This is a genomic window from Pseudomonas sp. BNK-44-b (assembly GCF_047456245.1).
In the GTDB taxonomy this organism is placed as follows: Bacteria; Pseudomonadota; Gammaproteobacteria; order Pseudomonadales; family Pseudomonadaceae; genus Aquipseudomonas; species Aquipseudomonas machongensis.
This window is the reverse complement of the sequence record NZ_CP179908.1, coordinates 120,904-137,851: the sequence shown is the minus strand read 5'-3', so window position 1 is coordinate 137,851 and position 16,948 is coordinate 120,904. Positions and strand designations below refer to the sequence as shown.

The window sequence follows — 16,948 nt, the reverse complement described above, 5'->3', positions numbered from 1 at the left end:
AGACACACCATGCGTTACGCACATCCCGGTACCGAGGGCGCCAAGGTCTCGTTCAAGAGCCGCTACGGCAACTACATCGGCGGCGAGTTCGTAGCTCCGGTCAAAGGGCAATACTTCGAGAACACCTCGCCGGTGAATGGCAAGCTGATCGCAGAATTCCCCCGCTCCACTGCCGAAGACATCGACAAAGCCCTGGATGCCGCCCACGCCGCCGCCGACGCCTGGGGCCGTACCAGCGTGCAGGACCGCTCCAACGTTCTGCTGAAGATCGCCGACCGCATCGAGCAGAACCTCGAAGTGCTGGCCATCACCGAAACCTGGGACAACGGCAAACCGATCCGCGAGACCCTCAACGCCGACATCCCGCTGGCGGTCGACCATTTCCGCTATTTCGCCGGCTGCATTCGCGCCCAGGAAGGCGGCGCCGCCGAGATCAACGAAAACACTGTCGCCTACCACATCCACGAACCGCTGGGCGTGGTCGGCCAGATCATCCCGTGGAACTTCCCGCTGCTGATGGCCGCCTGGAAGCTCGCCCCGGCCCTGGCCGCCGGCAACTGCGTGGTGCTCAAGCCCGCCGAGCAGACCCCGCTGGGCATCACCGTACTGCTCGAACTGATCGGCGACCTGCTGCCCAAGGGCGTGCTCAACGTGGTGCAGGGCTACGGCCGCGAAGCCGGTGAAGCGCTGGCCACCAGCAAGCGCATCGCCAAGATCGCCTTCACCGGCTCCACCCCGGTGGGCTCGCACATCATGAAATGCGCCGCCGAGAACATCATCCCGTCCACCGTGGAGCTGGGCGGCAAGTCGCCGAACGTCTACTTCGAAGACATCATGCAAGCCGAGCCGACCTTCATCGAGAAGGCCGCCGAAGGCATGGTCCTGGCCTTCTTCAACCAGGGCGAGGTGTGCACCTGCCCGTCCCGTGCCCTGGTGCAGGAGTCGATCTACCCGCAGTTCATGGAAGTGGTGATGAAGAAGGTGCTGCAGATCAAGCGCGGCGACCCACTGGACACCGATACCATGGTCGGCGCGCAGGCCTCGCAGCAGCAGTTCGAGAAGATCCAGTCCTACCTCAAGATTGCCCAGGAAGAGGGCGCCGAGCTGCTGACAGGCGGCAAGGTAGAGCAACTCGATGGCTCGCTGGCCACCGGCTATTACATCCAGCCGACCCTGCTCAAGGGCAACAACAAGATGCGTGTGTTCCAGGAGGAAATCTTCGGCCCGGTGGTCAGCGTCACCACCTTCAAGGATGAAGCCGAAGCCCTGGCGATCGCCAACGACACCGAGTTCGGCCTGGGTGCCGGCGTCTGGACCCGCGACATCAACCGCGCCTACCGCATGGGCCGGGGCATCAAGGCCGGCCGCGTGTGGACCAACTGCTACCACCTGTACCCGGCGCATGCCGCGTTCGGTGGCTACAAGAAGTCCGGCGTCGGCCGTGAAACCCACAAGATGATGCTCGACCACTACCAGCAGACCAAGAACCTGCTGGTGAGCTACGACATCAATCCGCTGGGCTTCTTCTAAACCGAGGTGCGCCCTTCGCGGGCACGTCGCAGCGGCGAACCGCCGCTGCGACTTGCCCGCGAAGAGGCCCGACCTGCATCCACCAGATTTCAGGCCGGTTGGCGCGCTCCAACCGCTCTGGCTCGCTTCCTGCAACACAATCACCAAGGTCCGGAACCCCTTCCGGCCCGCAAAAAAACAACAGGTGAATCCATGCCAAGCGATCAATCCGCCGGCACGCCGGCAAGCTCCTCCGTAGATTTCGAGAAAGTCGGCTCCGACTATTTCCAGCAGCGTGAACTGAAAAAAGGCGCCGCAGGCTGGGTCCTGCTGGTGGGCCTAGGCGTGGCCTACGTGATTTCCGGCGACTACGCCGGCTGGAACTTCGGCCTCGCCCAGGGTGGCTGGGGCGGCATGTTCCTGGCCACGCTGCTGATGGCCACCATGTACCTGTGCATGTGCTTCTCGCTGGCCGAACTGTCCTCGATGATCCCCACCGCTGGCGGTGGCTACGGCTTCGCCCGCAGCGCGTTCGGGCCCTGGGGCGGCTTTCTCACCGGCACGGCGATCCTCATCGAATACGCCATCGCCCCCGCCGCCATCGCCGTGTTCATCGGCGCCTACTGCCAATCGCTGTTCGGCATCGGCGGCTGGATGATCTACCTGGCGTTCTACATCGTCTTCATCGGCATCCACATCTTCGGGGTCGGCGAGGCGCTGAAGCTGATGTTCATCATCACCGCCGTCGCTGCGATTGCACTGGCGGTGTTCCTGATCGGCATGGTGCCCCATTTTGATGCAGCCAACCTGTTCGACATCGCCAAGACCGACGCCGTCGGCGCCAGCAGCTTCCTGCCATTCGGCTATGTCGGCATCTGGGCGGCGATCCCCTATGCGATCTGGTTCTTCCTCGCCGTCGAAGGCGTGCCCCTGGCCGCAGAAGAGACCAAAAACCCCAAGCGCGACCTGCCCCGCGGCCTGATCGGCGCGATGCTGGTGCTGCTGGCCTTCGCCCTGCTGATCCTGGTGGTCGGCCCCGGCGGCGCCGGCTCCGAAGCGCTCAAGGCTTCGGGCAACCCGCTGGTCGAGGCACTGTCGAAGGCGTACGGCGGCTCGACCTGGATGGGCGGCTTCGTCAACCTGGTCGGCCTGGCCGGGCTGATCGCCAGCTTCTTCTCGATCATCTACGCCTATTCGCGGCAGATCTTCGCGCTTTCGCGCGCGGGCTACCTGCCGCGCAAGCTCTCGCAAACCAACAAGAGCAAGGCGCCGGTACTGGCCCTGGTGATCCCCGGCATCATCGGTTTCGCCCTGTCGCTGACTGGCCAGGGTGACCTGCTGATCCTGGTCGCGGTGTTCGGTGCCACCCTGTCCTACGTGCTGATGATGGCCGCGCACATCACCCTGCGCATCCGTCGGCCGAAGATGGAGCGCCCGTACCGTACCCCCGGCGGCATCTTCACCTCGGGCGTGGCCCTGGTGCTGGCCTGCATCGCCGTGGTCGCCGGCTTCCTGGTCGACCCACGCGTGGTGATTGGCGCTGCCGTGATCTATGCGGTATTAATTGCCTACTTTGCTTTCTACAGTCGTCACCATCTGGTGGCCGGGACGCCGGAAGAGGAATTCGCCGCGATCCAGAAGGCCGAAGAGGCCTTGCACTGATCGCCGACTTACGCCGCAGGCCAGCCCTGCGGCGCTCTGGAGATTCTGTATGGCAAGTTTCGTACACACGGTAGGCAATCTGGTCTACCGCTTCGACAGCCTCAAGGAAGTCATGGCCAAGGCCAGCCCGGCGCGTTCGGGCGACTTCCTGGCCGGCGTCGCCGCCGCCAACGACGGCGAACGGGTCGCCGCGCAGATGGCCCTGGCCAACATCCCGCTCAGTCACTTTCTCAGCGAAGCGCTGATCCCCTACGAACAGGACGAGATCACCCGGCTGATCATCGACACCCATGACGCCGCCGCGTTCGCCCCGGTCAGCCACCTCACCGTCGGCGGCCTGCGTGACTGGCTGCTCAGCGAAGCGGCCGACGAAGCCAGCCTGCGCGCCCTGGCCCCCGGCCTGACGCCGGAAATGGCCGCCGCCGTGTCGAAGATCATGCGCGTCCAGGACCTGGTGCTGGTGGCACAGAAGATCCGCGTGGTCACCGCGTTTCGCGGCACCATGGGCCTGCGCGGGCGGCTGTCGACCCGTCTGCAGCCCAACCACCCCACCGACGAGCCCGCCGGCATCGCCGCCAGCATCCTCGACGGCCTGCTGTACGGCAACGGCGACGCCATGATCGGCATCAACCCGGCGACCGACAGCATCGCCTCGATCTGCGCACTGCTGGAAATGCTCGACGCGATCATCCAGCGCTACGACATTCCCACCCAGGCCTGCGTGCTCACCCACGTCACCACCTCGATCGAGGCGATCAACCGCGGCGTGCCGCTGGACCTGGTGTTCCAGTCCATCGCCGGCACCGAGGCCGCCAACGCTGGCTTCGGCATCAACCTCAACGTACTCCAGGAAGGCTACGAGGCAGGGCTATCGCTCAAGCGCGGCACCCTCGGGCAGAACCTCATGTACTTCGAGACCGGCCAGGGCAGCGCGCTGTCGGCCAACGCCCACCACGGCGTCGATCAACAAACCTGCGAGACCCGCGCCTACGCCGTGGCGCGGCATTTCAAGCCATTCCTGGTCAACACCGTGGTCGGCTTCATCGGCCCGGAGTACCTGTACAACGGCAAGCAGATCATCCGCGCCGGCCTGGAAGACCACTTCTGCGGCAAGCTGCTCGGCGTGCCGATGGGTTGCGACATCTGCTACACCAACCACGCCGAAGCCGACCAGGATGACATGGACACCTTGCTGACCCTGCTCGGTGTCGCCGGGATCAACTTCATCATGGGCATCCCTGGCTCCGACGACATCATGCTCAACTACCAGACCACCTCGTTCCACGACGCGCTTTACGCGCGCCAGACGCTCGGCCTGAAACCCGGCCCGGAATTCGAGGCCTGGCTGGAACGCACCGGCATCTTCACCCAGGCCGACGGCCGGGTACGCTTCGGCGACAACCTGCCTCCGGCCTTCCGCCACGCGTTGGCGCAGCTCGCATAGGGACGACCATGGACCGACCTACCCCCACGCATGACAACCCCTGGCTGGCCCTGCGCAACCTGACGCCCGCGCGCATCGCCCTGGGCCGTACCGGTACCAGCCTGCCGACCGGGGCGCAGCTGGATTTCCAGTTCGCCCACGCCCAGGCCCGCGATGCGGTGCACCTGCCCTTCGACCATGCCGGCCTGCGCCAGCAACTGAGCGACCGTGGCCGTGACAGCCTGTTGCTGCACAGCGCCGCCGCCGATCGTCACCAGTATCTGCAGCGTCCCGACCTTGGGCGTCGCCTGAGCGACGACTCGGCACTGAAACTGCGTGAACACGCCCAGGCCAACCCGGGCGGCGTCGATCTGGCAATCGTGGTGGCCGACGGCCTCTCGGCATTGGCCGTGCATCGCCACACGCTGCCCTTGCTGAGCCGCTTCGAGGAACAGGCCGCCGCCGATGGCTGGAGCAGCGCCCCGGTGATCCTGGTGGAACAGGGCCGAGTCGCGGTGGCCGACGAAGTCGGCGAGCTGCTCGGTGCGCGGATGACCGTGATGCTGATCGGCGAACGCCCTGGCCTGAGCTCGCCCGACAGCCTGGGCCTGTACTTCACCTACGCCCCGAAAGTGGGCCTGACCGACGCCTACCGCAACTGCATCTCCAACGTGCGCCTGGAAGGCCTGAGCTACGGCATGGCCGCGCATCGCCTGCTGTACCTGATGCGCGAGGCCTGTCGCCGACAGCTTTCAGGGGTGAACCTGAAGGATGAAGCCGAGGTCCACAGCATCGACAGCGAAAACTCGTCCAGCAAATGCGGAAACTTCCTGCTCGGTGAAGGGTAGAAAACATGTAACCCAAGGCGGATTGCGCTTCTAGGCTGCCTTGGGGCAGCATGCCGGTACGAGGCAGCTTGCATCCCCCCGTTCCCACATGGACTCTGAGGCCTGCTCATGCGCATCATCAAGGCAACCCTGGAACACCTCGACCTGCTCACCCCGCTGTTCGTCACCTATCGCGAGTTCTATGGGCAACTGCCCTACCCGGACACCTCGCGCAGTTTTCTCGAGAAGCGCCTGAAACGCGGTGAATCGGTGATCTACCTGGCCCTGCCGGATGACGACAACAGCAAGCTGCTGGGTTTCTGCCAGCTCTACCCGAGTTTTTCCTCGCTGTCGCTCAAACGTGTGTGGATCCTCAACGATATCTACGTTGCCGAGGATTCCCGACGCATGCTGGTGGCCGACCACCTGATGCGCGAAGCCAAGAAGATGGCGAAGGAAACCAACGCCGTGCGCATGCGAGTCTCCACCAGCAGCGACAACGAGGTAGCGATGAAGACCTACGAGTCCATGGGCTTTCGCAAGGATACCGAGTTCGAGAACTACGTCCTGCCGATCAGCCAGGATTGACCGATCGGGCTCATCTGAAATTGCTTGACGTGCCTCCTATTGCAAGCAACAGTCCTGTTCAGATCTGAAGGCCAGTGCCGTCCACCCTGCGGGGGACGGCTCGCGCCGCCCCGTAACCCCCCGCTACAAACTCCCCGGGCATCTTCACGACTTCGCCGTATAATGCCCCATTCGTCATGTGTGAAAAGTTACCCATCCACCGGTGAACATGCCCACGCAAAATGACGTCGTCCGTCATCGCGCGCCCGTGGAAGCGGGTCAAGACAACAGGTGCTGTACATGGAATTCAACCCGCTGGACCTTATCCTGCATCTCGATGCCTACCTCGACCTGCTGGTGACCAACTATGGTCCCTGGATCTACGCCATCCTGTTCGCGGTGATCTTCTGCGAGACCGGCCTTGTGGTCATGCCCTTCCTGCCGGGCGATTCGCTGCTGTTCATCGCCGGCGCCGTGGCCGCGGGCGGAGGCATGGATCCGGTACTGCTCGCCGGCCTGCTGATGGTCGCCGCGATCCTCGGCGACAGCACCAACTACGTGATCGGACGAACGGCCGGGGAACGCCTGTTCCGCAACCCGAACTCGAAGATCTTCCGCCGCGACTACCTGCAGCGCACCCACGAATTCTACGAACGCCACGGCGGCAAGACCGTCACCCTTGCCCGCTTCCTGCCCATCCTGCGCACCTTCGCCCCGTTCGTCGCCGGCATTGCCCACATGCACTACCCGCGTTTCCTCGGTTTCAGCGTCGCCGGCACCCTGCTGTGGGTTGGCGGCCTGGTCACCCTGGGCTACTTCTTCGGTAACGTGCCTTTCATCAAGCAGCACCTGTCGCTGATGGTCGTGGCCATCATCGTCCTGTCGCTGGTGCCGATGATCCTGGGCCTGCTGCGTGGCCGACTTGGCCGTACCGCCAAGGCCCACTGACCGTCCATGTGGTCGTTCAGCGCCTGGCGGCGCAAGCGCACCCTGGCGCGCTACCAGGTCGATCAAGCGCTGTGGCAGGCGATCCGTGACCGCCTGCCCCTGCTCGACGGCATCAGCGACGAGGAAGACCGCTGGCTGCGCGAGGCCAGCGTGCTGTTTCTCTACGACAAGCACCTCACCACCCTGCCCGGCGTCGAGCTGGGCGACGAACAGCGCCTGTTTCTCGCTGCCCAGGCCCAGCTTCCACTGCTGCACCTGGGCGAGCTGAACTGGTACCAGGGCTTTCACGAGATCATCCTCTACCCCGACGACTTCAAGAGCCCCCAGCGCCACCGCGATGCCAGTGGTGTCGAGCATGTGTGGGACGGCGAACACAGCGGCGAGGCCTGGCAGCAGGGCCCGGTGATCATGGCCTGGGCCGGCGTCGAGGCCAGCGGCGGTTGGGAAGCCTACAACCTGGTGATCCACGAGCTGGCGCACAAGCTCGACATGCTCAACGGCGACGCCAACGGCCTGCCGCCCCTGCACCCGGGCATGGACGTCAATGCCTGGGCCCACGCCATGCAGCAGGCCTACGACGACCTCAACCGCCAGCTCGACGCCAACCCTGACCTGGAAACGGCCATCGATCCCTACGCTGCGGAAAATCCGGCCGAATTCTTCGCCGTGACCAGTGAATACTTCTTCAGTGCTCCAGACCTGTTGCACGAGAGTTATCCACAGGTGTACCGGCAATTGTCGCTGTTCTATCGCCAGGACCCGCTGGCCCGCCTGACACGCCTGCAGGCCGAACACCCGCAGTACCGCGACGCCCCCTCCTGATACGCCCGCACATCAGGCCGACCGTGGCATGCGCTGGCGGAATGTGCCTATAATCGCCCCCACTTTTTTGGTCAATCACGGGGGCAAAGCCCAATGAGCTACAGCAAGATTCCTGCGGGCAAGGACCTGCCGAACGACATCTACGTCGCCATCGAGATCCCTGCCAACCACGCGCCGATCAAATACGAGATCGACAAGGACAGCGATACCCTGTTCGTCGACCGTTTCATGGCGACCCCGATGTTCTACCCAGCCAACTACGGCTTCATCCCCAACACCCTGGCCGACGACGGTGATCCGCTGGACGTGCTGGTCGTCACCCCGTACCCGGTCGCTCCAGGCTCGGTGATCCGCGCCCGTCCGGTCGGCGTACTGAACATGACCGACGACGGCGGCGGCGACGCCAAGGTCATCGCCGTACCGCACGACAAGCTGTCGCAGCTGTACGTCGACGTGAAAGAGTACACCGACCTGCCGGCTCTGCTGATCCAGCAGATCGAGCACTTCTTCGCCAACTACAAGGATCTGGAGAAGGGCAAGTGGGTCAAGATCGAAGGCTGGGAAGGCGCTGACGCCGCCCGCGCCGCGATCACCAAGTCGGTTGCCGCCTACAAGGGCTGATGACTGCCTTGCCATGAAAAGCCCGGCCATCTGTGCCGGGCTTTTTTATGCCTCTCGGATACAGACACCGTTTTCTTGCAGGGTCATCAAATGTCTCATCCAAAAATAAAAGAGAAATCCCACATCACCCTGCAAAAGCAGCCGACAACAGCCTCAGATTCCCACCCTTAGCATAAACACCCTGTTTATTTTCTCTCCTCGCACCACAATCTAGACTCGCCGCCATGAACAATTCCGGTGACCGTCTCAAGACACTCCTGCAGGAATGTGGCCTGACCCCTTCCGACTTCGCCGCCCAGCGCAATGTCACACCCCAGCACGTGAACAACTGGTTCAAACGGGGTATTCCCCTGGCGCGCCTGGACGAAATCGCCGACCTGTTCTGCGTCTATCGCCACTGGCTGCGCAGCGGCGAAGGCCCCAAGCACCCGAGCCCGATCCTGCGCCCCGGCCTGCCACAGCCCGAAACCGCGCCCCCTGGTCATGGCGGCAGGCAGATCTGCGTCGATTTCCACCGCCTGCTCGACGGCCAGCTCATATCGGATCCGGAGCGCCACCTGCTGGTGTCGGCGCAGGCATTGGAGACGCTCGGCATCCTCCCGGAAAACGCCATTTGCCTGGACATGCCAGACGCCAACATGGCACCGCTGATCCCCATTGGCGCCGCCCTGGCCATCGACCGCAGCCTGACCCGCGTGGTCGACGGGCAGACCTACGCGCTGATGCACGAGGGCCGGTTGCGGGTGCACAGCCTCAGCCTGAACCATAACGGCACGCTGTGCCTGCACAGCCACGACCGACGCAACTACGCCGTCGAGCGCTATACCCCGGCCCAACGCCACGCCCAGGGCATGCAGGTACTGGGGTGGGTATTCTGGTGGTCGTGGTTCAGCCGTCAGCGGCCCGTATGAAACACCCGGTGCCAATTTTCGCTGGGCATCCCTGGCGAGCCCTAGTATGCTACGCGGCACATTTAGCCGAGGGTCGGCAAAAGCCGCATCCCAGAGCACCTGACGACGCCCCACACGGCCGTTTGTCATCTTTTTCAGGCCTCGATGGCCAACCTGTTAAGGCGGTTGCGGCTTACCAAAAATTAGCCAAGCCCGTCCCCGAGAGCCGGCCACAAGCCGGCTTTTTACTGCCCGAAATCCAGCGCGCAATCCTTGCCCTTCGCGTTGTCTGCTACGCGGGTAGACTCGCTACCACGGCCCTGCCCCTGCTCAGGCGCAGCGCGTGACCAGTAGCCGTTCGCCGCGCAGTGTCACCTTCATATCCCCTTTCCCGTCAGCGTCCAGCAGACAGTCGGCAATCGCCGGCTCCAGCATCACCCGCACGCGTCGCCCAAGGGCCCTGGCCCCGAAACGTACGTCGTACCCAGCGATCAGCCAGGCCCGCGCCGACTCGTCCAACTGCACGCGGCGCTGAGGCCCCAGGCGCTGCGCCAGCCTGGCCAACTCGATATCCAGCAACGCTTCCAGCCAACGCCCTTCGATGCGCTCGAACATGAGGATGCGGTCGATGCGATTGAGAAACTCCGGTTCGAAACGCTGGTGCAGCGCGCGCTCGAGCACCTGCGCCTCGGACTCGCCGAACAGCGCCAGCCATCGCCGCCATCCCCGACGCATCCGCCGCCCGGCCTCACGCGCCCCCACGTTGCTGGTCATGAAAATCAGGCTGTTGCGAAAGTCCAGGGTGCGGGTGCCGCCCGCCAGGGTCAGGCGGCCGCTTTCGAGGATGCCCAGCAGGCTGCGCAGCACTTGGTCGCTGGCTTTTTCCAATTCATCGAACAACACGATGCCAGGGCGGCTGTAGCTGCCGGCAATCAGTGTCTCGTCGAACAGGCTGATGCCTTCCTTGCTGCCCACGTAGCCCGGCGGCGCCCCGGTCAACGACGCGGCGTAATGCTCCTGGGCCAGGGTCTGCATGTCGATGCGACACAACGCGTCGGGGCGGCCATGGATGGCCTGGGCGAGCAGGCGCACGATCTCGGTCTTGCCGACCCCGGTCGGGCCCATGAACAGGTTCACGCCGAGCGGGCGCCCAGGGTCGCTGATGTCGGCCTTGAGCACCTTGAGCTGCGCCTCCACGGCCGCGAGCGCCACCTCCTGGCCGACGATACGCTGGCGCAGCAGGCTCATCACCTGCTGCGGCTCGAACACGAAACGCGATACCGGCGCACACGCCTGCAGAGACGACATGCCTCAACCCACGCTGCGTTCTTGGCCTTCGTGGGGCAACTGCCCCACCGGGCAATCGGCTACGCCGACCGTACGCCGGGTGATGCGCTCGACATTCTCCTGGGCTTTCTGCGCATCCAGTACCCAGGTGCGGTAGAACTCGAAGGGACAGTCGGCCACGCCCTTGTCGCCGTCGCCAGAGTCGAACACCCCGGTGTAGCCGCGGTGCAGCAACTTGAACAGGTGGTTCTGCGACTGGTCGTTGGCACGCGCATCGCGGATCTGCGAGATCGACAACTGGGCGTACTGGATACCCATCTCCTCTTCACCACACTCCCCCAGGGTACGGCCATCGAAGCCGATGATCGCCGAATGGCCAAAGTACGAGTACACGCCATCGAACCCCGCGGCGTTGGCCACCGCGACGTAGCAGTTGTTGGCCCAGGCCATGCTCTTGGACATCTGCACCTGCTGCTCCTTGGCCGGGTACATGTAGCCCTGGCAGCGCACGATCAGTTCGGCACCCTTCATCGCGCAATCGCGCCAGATCTCCGGATAGTTGCCGTCGTCGCAGATGATCAGGCTGATCTTCATGCCCTTGGGGCCGTCGCAGACGTAGGTGCGATCGCCCGGGTACCAGCCCTCGATGGGGCACCAGGGGATGCACTTGCGATAGCGCTGGACGATCTGCCCCTGGTTGTCGATCAGCACCAGGGTGTTGTACGGCGCCTTGTGCGGGTGTTCCTCGTGACGCTCGCCGGTCAGGGAAAACACCCCCCAGGTGTTGGCTTCGCGGCAGGCCGCCGAGAAGATCGCAGTTTCCTCGCCCGGTATGCTCGCGGCAGTGGCCATCATCTCGTCGTGGTCGTAGAGGATGCCCATGGTGCTGTACTCGGGGAAGACCACCAGGTCCATGCCTGGCAACCCCTGTTTCATGCCCTTGATCATTTCGCCAATCTTGCGGGCGTTATCGATGACTTCGGCCTTGCTGTGCAGGCGCGGCATCTTGTAGTTCACGACAGCAACGCCGACGGTGTCGGGGCTGCTGGAAATATCGCCGTGGCGCATGAAAACGAACCTCGCTCAGTGGCTGATCATCCAGGGCCGCGGCCCGGTCTTGCTCTTGAGGCCGAGTGGGTTGGCCTTGGTCGGCTCCACCGCCTTGCTTGGCGAACAACAACCACAGCCGGCCGGATGGCGCCGCTGCTGGTACTCGGCGACGGTCTGCGGCGCATGGGCGCTGCGTTCGTTGGTGGCGATGGCCTGGCGCTGGCTGGCGGACAGGGTGGCCAGTGCCGGCGCCGACACCTGCAATCCGCCGGCGGCCGTGCCGCAATACGGGCACTGGCACGGCTCGTGGCGCTGGGCGATCGGTCGCAGCATGCTGAAGGTGCCGCACGCGGGGCAGGCATATTCGTAGGTCGGCATGGCGGCGCCTCCTTACAGGTCCGGGGCGATCGGCAGATCGACGCTGCCGTCCAGGTGCCTGGTCGGGCCGCTGGCGCTGGGATTGATGTCGAAATCGAAGATCTCGGTCGGCAGCCACAGGGTGGCGCAGGCGTTGGGGATGTCCACCACGCCGCTGATGTGCCCCTGCACCGGCGCCGAGCCCAGCAAGGCGTAGCCCTGGGCCGGGGAATAGCCGAACTTGGTCAGGTAATTGATGGCGTTCAGGCAAGCCTGGCGATAGGCGACGTTGACGTCCAGGTAGTGCTGCTGGCCGCTTTCATCCACCGAGATGCCCTCGAAGATCAGGTAGTTCTTGTAGTTCGGGGTGATCGGGCTGGGCTTGAACACCGGGTTCCTGATGCCGTACTTGGCCATGCCGCCCTTGATCAGCTCGACTTTCATGTGCACCCAGCCGGCCATCTCGATGGCGCCGCAGAAAGTGATCTCGCCATCGCCCTGGCTGAAGTGCAGGTCGCCCACCGACAGCCCGGCCCCCTTGACGTACACCGGGAAGAAAATCTTCGAGCCCCGCGACAGGTCTTTGATATCGCAGTTGCCGCCATGCTCGCGCGGCGGCACGGTGCGCGCGCCGGTGGCGGCGGCATCGTCACGGGCCTGGCCCTTGAGCTTGCCCATGTGCGCGGTGGCGGCCAGCGGCGGGTTGGCCAGCGGCGGTACGCGGGTGGGGTTGGTGTCGATCAGTTCCTGCTCGCGGCGGTTCCAGGCGGCGAGCATCACCGGGTCTGGCAGGCAACCGATCAGCCCGGGGTGGATCAGGCCGGCGAAATTCACCCCAGGGATGTGCCGGGAGCTGGTGAACATACCCTTGAAATCCCAGATCGCCTTCTGTGCGCTGGGGAAGTGATCGGTGAGGAAACCGCCGCCGTTCTGCCGCGAGAAGAAGCCGTTGAAGCCCCACATCGAGTCGGCCTTGGCGCCGATGTCGAGCAGGTCGACGACCAGCAGGTCACCCGGCTCGGCGCCTTGCACGCCCACCGGGCCGGACAGGTAGTGCACGGTCGACAGGTCGACATCGCGCACATCCGAGGCATCGTCGTTGTTCTTGATCGCCCCGGCGGTCCAGTCGTAGGTCTCGAGGATGAAGTCATCGCCCGGCTTGACCCAGCAAGCCATGGGGATGTCCGGGTGCCAGCGGTTGTGGATCTGCTCGTTTTCGGTGGCGGGCTGGTTGAGGTCGACTTTGATCAGGGTATCGGTCATGGCAAAGCTCCTGGACAGTAAGGTTTAGTGCATTGCTGACAGTCTTGAACGCAGGTGCGGATCGGCCAATACGTCGGATGACGTAGCAGGCCCGCTACACCGAGAGGTAACGGCTGATGGTGGCTTCGTCGACGTTGGCGCGGGTCTCCTCGATCACGAAGCGGCCCTTCTCGATCACCAAAAAGCGGTCGGCAATCTCGAGGGTGAACGACAGCACCTGTTCGGAGACCACGATGGTCAGGTCGCGCAGGTCGCGGATCTCTTTCAGGGCGCGGGCGATGTCCTTGATGATCGACGGCTGGATGCCCTCGGTCGGTTCATCGAGCAGCAGCACCTTGGGGTTGGTCGCCAGGGCACGGGCAATCGCCAACTGCTGCTGTTGTCCGCCGGAGAGGTTGCCGCCCTTGCGTGCGCGCATGTCATGAAGCACCGGAAACAGTGCATAGAGGTCCTCGGGCACCTGGCCCTTGGCCGAGGCAGGCAGACCGGTCTGGATGTTTTCCAGCACGGTCATGCTGGGGAAGATCATCCGTCCCTGGGGCACGTAGGCAATGCCGTGCTCGACCCGTTCATGGGTGTCCAGGCCGGAGACTTCCCGGCCATCGACGCTGACCTGGCCGCGCCACTGTGGCAGCAGCCCCATCAGGCTCTTGAACAGCGTAGTCTTGCCCATGCCGTTACGCCCCATCACGGCGACGATTTCGCGCCTGGCCACCGCCAGGTCGAGGTCGTGGAGGATCTGGCTCTGGCCGTAGCCACAGGACAGTTGCTTGACGTTGAACATGCCGGCTTCCTCAGTGGCCCAGATAGACTTCGACGACCTTCGGGTTGTTCTGCACCGCCTCCATGCTGCCTTCGGCCAGGACCTTGCCCTGGTGCAGCACGGTGACCTTGTGCGCGATGCTCTTGACGAACTCCATGTCGTGCTCGATGACCAGCACCGAGCGGCCCTGGCTGATGCGCTTGAGCAGCTCGGCGGTCTGCACCCGCTCGCCGACGCTCATGCCGGCGACCGGCTCGTCGAGCATCAGCAGGTCCGGGTCCTGCATCAGCAGCATGCCGATCTCCAGCCATTGCTTCTGGCCGTGGGACAGCAGGTCGGCCTGCTGCTCGAGCAGGTCACCGAGAAAGATCTCCCGCGCCACCTCCTCGACCCGCGCCACGACCGCCGCACTGCGCTTGAAGAACAGCGCGCCGAACACCTTGCGCCCGGCCGGATACGACATCTCGAGGTTCTCGAACACCGTGAGGTTTTCGTAGATCGACGGGTTCTGGAACTTGCGCCCGACCCCGGCGCGCACGATGTTGAACTCGCGCATGCGGGTCAGCTCCTTGCCGTCGAACAGGATGCTGCCGCTGGTGGCGCGGGTCTTGCCGCAGATCAGGTCGAGGACCGTGGTCTTGCCGGCTCCGTTGGGGCCGATCACCACGCGCACTTCGTTGCGGTCGATGTACAGGTTGAGGTTGTCCACGGCCTTGAAGCCGTCGAAGGATACGGTCAGGCCCTCGATGGCCAGGACCGGCTTCTTCATCTCGAAACCGATGGGGCTCATGGCTGGGTCTCCAGGGAAGCAGGTTCAGGTGCAGCGCTCGGCGTGGCAGGGCGGCTCGCCTGCGCCACGGCCTCGGGCACAGGTGCCGGTCGTGGTGTACGCCGCAGCCAACGTGCCAGGGCCTGGCGCCCGTGGCTGTCCCACAGCCCGGCCAGGCCGTTGGGGAAGTACATGACCACGGCGATGAACAGCCCGCCCATCAGGTACAACCACAGCTCGGGAAGCGATTCGGAAAAATAGGTCTTGCCGTAGTTCACCAGCAGCGCGCCATACACCGCGCCCAGCAGTGACATGCGCCCGCCGACAGCGGTGAAGATGACCATCTCGATAGAGGGCACGATGCCGACGAACGAGGGCGACATGAAGCCGACCTGCAGGGCGAACATCGCCCCGCCAATGGCCGAGAACGCCGCAGCGATGCAGAACACGAAGATCTTGAAGGTCGCCACGTCGTAACCGGAGAACCGGACCCGCTCCTCCTTGTCGCGCATCGCCATCAACAGCCGGCCCAGCTTGGACCTCAGCACGAAGCGGCCAATGAAGATGCAGCCGAACAGCAGCGCGGCGTTGATGAAGTACAGGATCAGCTTGGCGCTGTCGGTGCGCAGGTCCCAGCCCATCAGGGTCTTGAGGTCGGTGATGCCGTTGACGCCACCGGTCAGGCCCTGCTGGCCGATGATCAGCACGGTGAGGATCAGCGCGATGGCCTGGGTGACGATGGAGAAGTACACGTCGCCCACCCGCCGCTTGAACAGCGCCATGCCAATCACGAAGGCCAGCAGCACCGGCACCAGGATCACCGCCAGCAGGGTGAAACCGAAGCTGTTGAACGGCACCCAGAACAGCGGCAGCTCGGTGAGCTGGTTCCAGTCCATGAAGTCGGGGATGCCCGGCGTGGTCTGGATCTTGGTGCTGACCGGGTCGGAGGCTTCAAGCTTGAGAAACATCGCCATGCAGTACCCGCCCACGCCGAAGAACACCCCCTGACCCAGGCTGAGGATGCCGCCGTAGCCCCAGCACAACACCAGGCCCACGGCAACGAAGGCATAGGTCAGGTACTTGCCCACCATGTTCAAGCGGAAGGCGTCCAGGGTCAGCGGGAACACCACGAAAATCAGCAGCGCCAGCAGCGCCACGCCCAGCAGGTTGGGCTTGCCTGCCAGCATCTTGTCCAGAACGTTCATCGGCTCGCCTCTACTTGCGCACTTTGATGGAGAACAACCCTTGCGGGCGCAGCATCAGGATCAGGATCACCCCGGAGAGGGTCAGCACCTTGGCCATCGAGCCGCTGAGGAAGAACTCCGAGATCGATTGGGTCTGGGCGATGACGAAGGCCGAGGCCATGGTCCCGAACAGGCTCTGCGCGCCGCCGAAGACCACCACCAGGAAGGTGTCGACGATGTACTGCGCGCCCGAGGTGGGGCCAGTGGAGCCAATGGTGGTGAAGGCCGCGCCGGCCACCCCGGCCACGCCGCAACCCAGGGCGAACGTCATGCGGTCGACCTTGCGCGTGTTGATGCCCACCGCCCGGCTCATCAGGCGGTTCTGCACCGTGGCGCGCACATGCAGGCCCCAGCGTGAGCGATACAGCAGCACGAAGATGGCCGCCGTCAGCAACACGGTCAGGGCGATCATGAACAGGCCGTTGCGCGGGATCTCGATGGCGTCGGTGAGGTTGAACGAGCCCATCAGCCAATCCGGCGGCGTCGCACTTACCTCACGGGCGCCGAACACCGAACGGAAGGTCTGCTGCATGACCAGCGACAGGCCCCAGGTCGCCAGCAGCGTATCGAGCGGGCGCTTGTACAAGCGGCTGATCATCGCCCACTCCACCAGCCAGCCGATGGCACCGGCGACCAGGAACGACAGGGCGATGGCGAAGAAAAAGTAGTACGGCTGCAAGCCCGGGGCGAAGTGGCTGGTCAGGCTGGAGCAGACGTAGGTGGTGTAGGCGCCGATGGTCAGGAACTCGCCGTGGGCCATGTTGATGACCCCCATCTGGCCAAAGATGATCGCCAGCCCCAGTGCCATCAACAGCAGCACGCAGAACACGGACAGGCCGTTGAACCCCTGCATCGCCGCGATGGCACCAAATTCCGATAGCCATTCCATGATGATGGTCTCCTGCTGTGGGATGGGAGCGCCGCGCCCCGGCATGCCAGGGCGAGG

General features: G+C 64.2%; 17 protein-coding genes. 9 read left to right on the top strand and 8 right to left on the bottom strand.

Annotated features, from left to right (window positions below):
* The first annotated feature begins 9 nt into the window (after positions 1–9).
* The 9 genes from ACMGGG_RS00695 (at position 10) to ACMGGG_RS00655 (ending at position 9,290) form a co-directional block, all read left to right on the top strand.
* Complete coding sequence (locus ACMGGG_RS00695; protein WP_054892793.1) at positions 10–1,530, top strand: aldehyde dehydrogenase family protein; 1,521 nt, start codon at positions 10–12, stop codon at positions 1,528–1,530.
* Between the two features lie 192 nt (positions 1,531–1,722).
* Positions 1,723–3,171: an ethanolamine permease gene (gene eat, locus ACMGGG_RS00690; protein ID WP_054892792.1), complete on the top strand. Its 1,449-nt coding sequence runs from the start codon at positions 1,723–1,725 to the stop codon at positions 3,169–3,171.
* A 49-nt stretch (positions 3,172–3,220) separates the two neighbouring features.
* A complete protein-coding gene (locus tag ACMGGG_RS00685) occupies positions 3,221–4,615 on the top strand; it encodes an ethanolamine ammonia-lyase subunit EutB (RefSeq protein WP_054892791.1) in 1,395 nt (464 codons plus the stop codon).
* Positions 4,616–4,623: 8 nt separating this feature from the next.
* Positions 4,624–5,442: an ethanolamine ammonia-lyase subunit EutC gene (gene eutC / locus ACMGGG_RS00680; RefSeq protein ID WP_054892790.1), complete on the top strand. Its 819-nt coding sequence runs from the start codon at positions 4,624–4,626 to the stop codon at positions 5,440–5,442.
* Between the two features lie 108 nt (positions 5,443–5,550).
* Positions 5,551–6,009 carry a GNAT family N-acetyltransferase gene (locus ACMGGG_RS00675; RefSeq protein ID WP_054892789.1) on the top strand — a complete coding sequence of 153 codons (459 nt, stop codon included), beginning with the start codon at positions 5,551–5,553 and terminating at the stop codon, positions 6,007–6,009.
* A 279-nt stretch (positions 6,010–6,288) separates the two neighbouring features.
* Positions 6,289–6,936, top strand: coding sequence for a DedA family protein (locus ACMGGG_RS00670; RefSeq protein WP_054892787.1), 648 nt, complete (start codon positions 6,289–6,291; stop codon positions 6,934–6,936).
* 6 nt (positions 6,937–6,942) lie between these two features.
* On the top strand, positions 6,943–7,758 hold the full coding sequence (locus ACMGGG_RS00665; protein ID WP_414154713.1) for a zinc-dependent peptidase: 816 nt from the start codon (positions 6,943–6,945) through the stop codon (positions 7,756–7,758).
* Positions 7,759–7,851: 93 nt separating this feature from the next.
* Entirely contained in the window at positions 7,852–8,379 is a 528-nt protein-coding gene (ppa, locus tag ACMGGG_RS00660; RefSeq protein ID WP_003255365.1) for an inorganic diphosphatase, read from the top strand.
* A 224-nt stretch (positions 8,380–8,603) separates the two neighbouring features.
* Entirely contained in the window at positions 8,604–9,290 is a 687-nt protein-coding gene (locus ACMGGG_RS00655) for a helix-turn-helix transcriptional regulator (RefSeq protein ID WP_112897234.1), read from the top strand.
* Positions 9,291–9,599: 309 nt separating this feature from the next.
* Here ACMGGG_RS00655 and ACMGGG_RS00650 read toward each other — a convergent pair whose 3' ends face one another.
* The 8 genes from ACMGGG_RS00650 to urtB all read right to left on the bottom strand — a co-directional run bounded on the left by ACMGGG_RS00650 (position 9,600) and on the right by urtB (position 16,891).
* Entirely contained in the window at positions 9,600–10,577 is a 978-nt protein-coding gene (locus ACMGGG_RS00650; protein WP_414154712.1) for an AAA family ATPase, read from the bottom strand.
* A gap of 3 nt (positions 10,578–10,580) precedes the next feature.
* A complete protein-coding gene (locus tag ACMGGG_RS00645) occupies positions 10,581–11,624 on the bottom strand; it encodes an aliphatic amidase (protein ID WP_054892783.1) in 1,044 nt (347 codons plus the stop codon).
* 15 nt (positions 11,625–11,639) lie between these two features.
* On the bottom strand, positions 11,640–11,984 hold the full coding sequence (locus tag ACMGGG_RS00640; RefSeq protein WP_414154711.1) for an FmdB family zinc ribbon protein: 345 nt from the start codon (positions 11,982–11,984) through the stop codon (positions 11,640–11,642).
* 12 nt (positions 11,985–11,996) lie between these two features.
* Complete coding sequence (gene fmdA, locus ACMGGG_RS00635; protein ID WP_063542572.1) at positions 11,997–13,226, bottom strand: formamidase; 1,230 nt, start codon at positions 13,224–13,226, stop codon at positions 11,997–11,999.
* Positions 13,227–13,320: 94 nt separating this feature from the next.
* Positions 13,321–14,010: an urea ABC transporter ATP-binding subunit UrtE gene (urtE, locus tag ACMGGG_RS00630; protein ID WP_054892780.1), complete on the bottom strand. Its 690-nt coding sequence runs from the start codon at positions 14,008–14,010 to the stop codon at positions 13,321–13,323.
* A gap of 10 nt (positions 14,011–14,020) precedes the next feature.
* Complete coding sequence (urtD, locus tag ACMGGG_RS00625) at positions 14,021–14,779, bottom strand: urea ABC transporter ATP-binding protein UrtD (RefSeq protein ID WP_054892779.1); 759 nt, start codon at positions 14,777–14,779, stop codon at positions 14,021–14,023.
* Positions 14,776–15,963 carry an urea ABC transporter permease subunit UrtC gene (gene urtC / locus ACMGGG_RS00620; protein WP_063542570.1) on the bottom strand — a complete coding sequence of 396 codons (1,188 nt, stop codon included), beginning with the start codon at positions 15,961–15,963 and terminating at the stop codon, positions 14,776–14,778. The genes urtD and urtC overlap by 4 nt, the downstream gene beginning before the upstream one ends.
* Before the next feature lie 10 nt (positions 15,964–15,973).
* Entirely contained in the window at positions 15,974–16,891 is a 918-nt protein-coding gene (gene urtB, locus ACMGGG_RS00615) for an urea ABC transporter permease subunit UrtB (RefSeq protein ID WP_162714344.1), read from the bottom strand.
* Positions 16,892–16,948 lie beyond the last annotated feature (57 nt).

Excerpts from the sequence above, each read along its gene's own strand:
- ACMGGG_RS00645 (WP_054892783.1), bottom strand. The coding sequence starts at position 11,624 with ATGCGCCACGGCGATATTTCCAGCAGCCCCGACACCGTCGGCGTTGCT.
- urtB (WP_162714344.1), bottom strand. The coding sequence starts at position 16,891 with ATGGAATGGCTATCGGAATTTGGTGCCATCGCGGCGATGCAGGGGTTC.
- ACMGGG_RS00665 (WP_414154713.1), top strand. The coding sequence starts at position 6,943 with ATGTGGTCGTTCAGCGCCTGGCGGCGCAAGCGCACCCTGGCGCGCTAC.
- ACMGGG_RS00695 (WP_054892793.1), top strand. The coding sequence starts at position 10 with ATGCGTTACGCACATCCCGGTACCGAGGGCGCCAAGGTCTCGTTCAAG.
- ppa (WP_003255365.1), top strand. The coding sequence starts at position 7,852 with ATGAGCTACAGCAAGATTCCTGCGGGCAAGGACCTGCCGAACGACATC.
- fmdA (WP_063542572.1), bottom strand. The coding sequence starts at position 13,226 with ATGACCGATACCCTGATCAAAGTCGACCTCAACCAGCCCGCCACCGAA.
- urtE (WP_054892780.1), bottom strand. The coding sequence starts at position 14,010 with ATGTTCAACGTCAAGCAACTGTCCTGTGGCTACGGCCAGAGCCAGATC.
- ACMGGG_RS00685 (WP_054892791.1), top strand. The coding sequence starts at position 3,221 with ATGGCAAGTTTCGTACACACGGTAGGCAATCTGGTCTACCGCTTCGAC.
- eat (WP_054892792.1), top strand. The coding sequence starts at position 1,723 with ATGCCAAGCGATCAATCCGCCGGCACGCCGGCAAGCTCCTCCGTAGAT.
- ACMGGG_RS00675 (WP_054892789.1), top strand. The coding sequence starts at position 5,551 with ATGCGCATCATCAAGGCAACCCTGGAACACCTCGACCTGCTCACCCCG.
- ACMGGG_RS00655 (WP_112897234.1), top strand. The coding sequence starts at position 8,604 with ATGAACAATTCCGGTGACCGTCTCAAGACACTCCTGCAGGAATGTGGC.
- ACMGGG_RS00670 (WP_054892787.1), top strand. The coding sequence starts at position 6,289 with ATGGAATTCAACCCGCTGGACCTTATCCTGCATCTCGATGCCTACCTC.
- ACMGGG_RS00650 (WP_414154712.1), bottom strand. The coding sequence starts at position 10,577 with ATGTCGTCTCTGCAGGCGTGTGCGCCGGTATCGCGTTTCGTGTTCGAG.
- ACMGGG_RS00640 (WP_414154711.1), bottom strand. The coding sequence starts at position 11,984 with ATGCCGACCTACGAATATGCCTGCCCCGCGTGCGGCACCTTCAGCATG.
- eutC (WP_054892790.1), top strand. The coding sequence starts at position 4,624 with ATGGACCGACCTACCCCCACGCATGACAACCCCTGGCTGGCCCTGCGC.
- urtC (WP_063542570.1), bottom strand. The coding sequence starts at position 15,963 with ATGAACGTTCTGGACAAGATGCTGGCAGGCAAGCCCAACCTGCTGGGC.
- urtD (WP_054892779.1), bottom strand. The coding sequence starts at position 14,779 with ATGAGCCCCATCGGTTTCGAGATGAAGAAGCCGGTCCTGGCCATCGAG.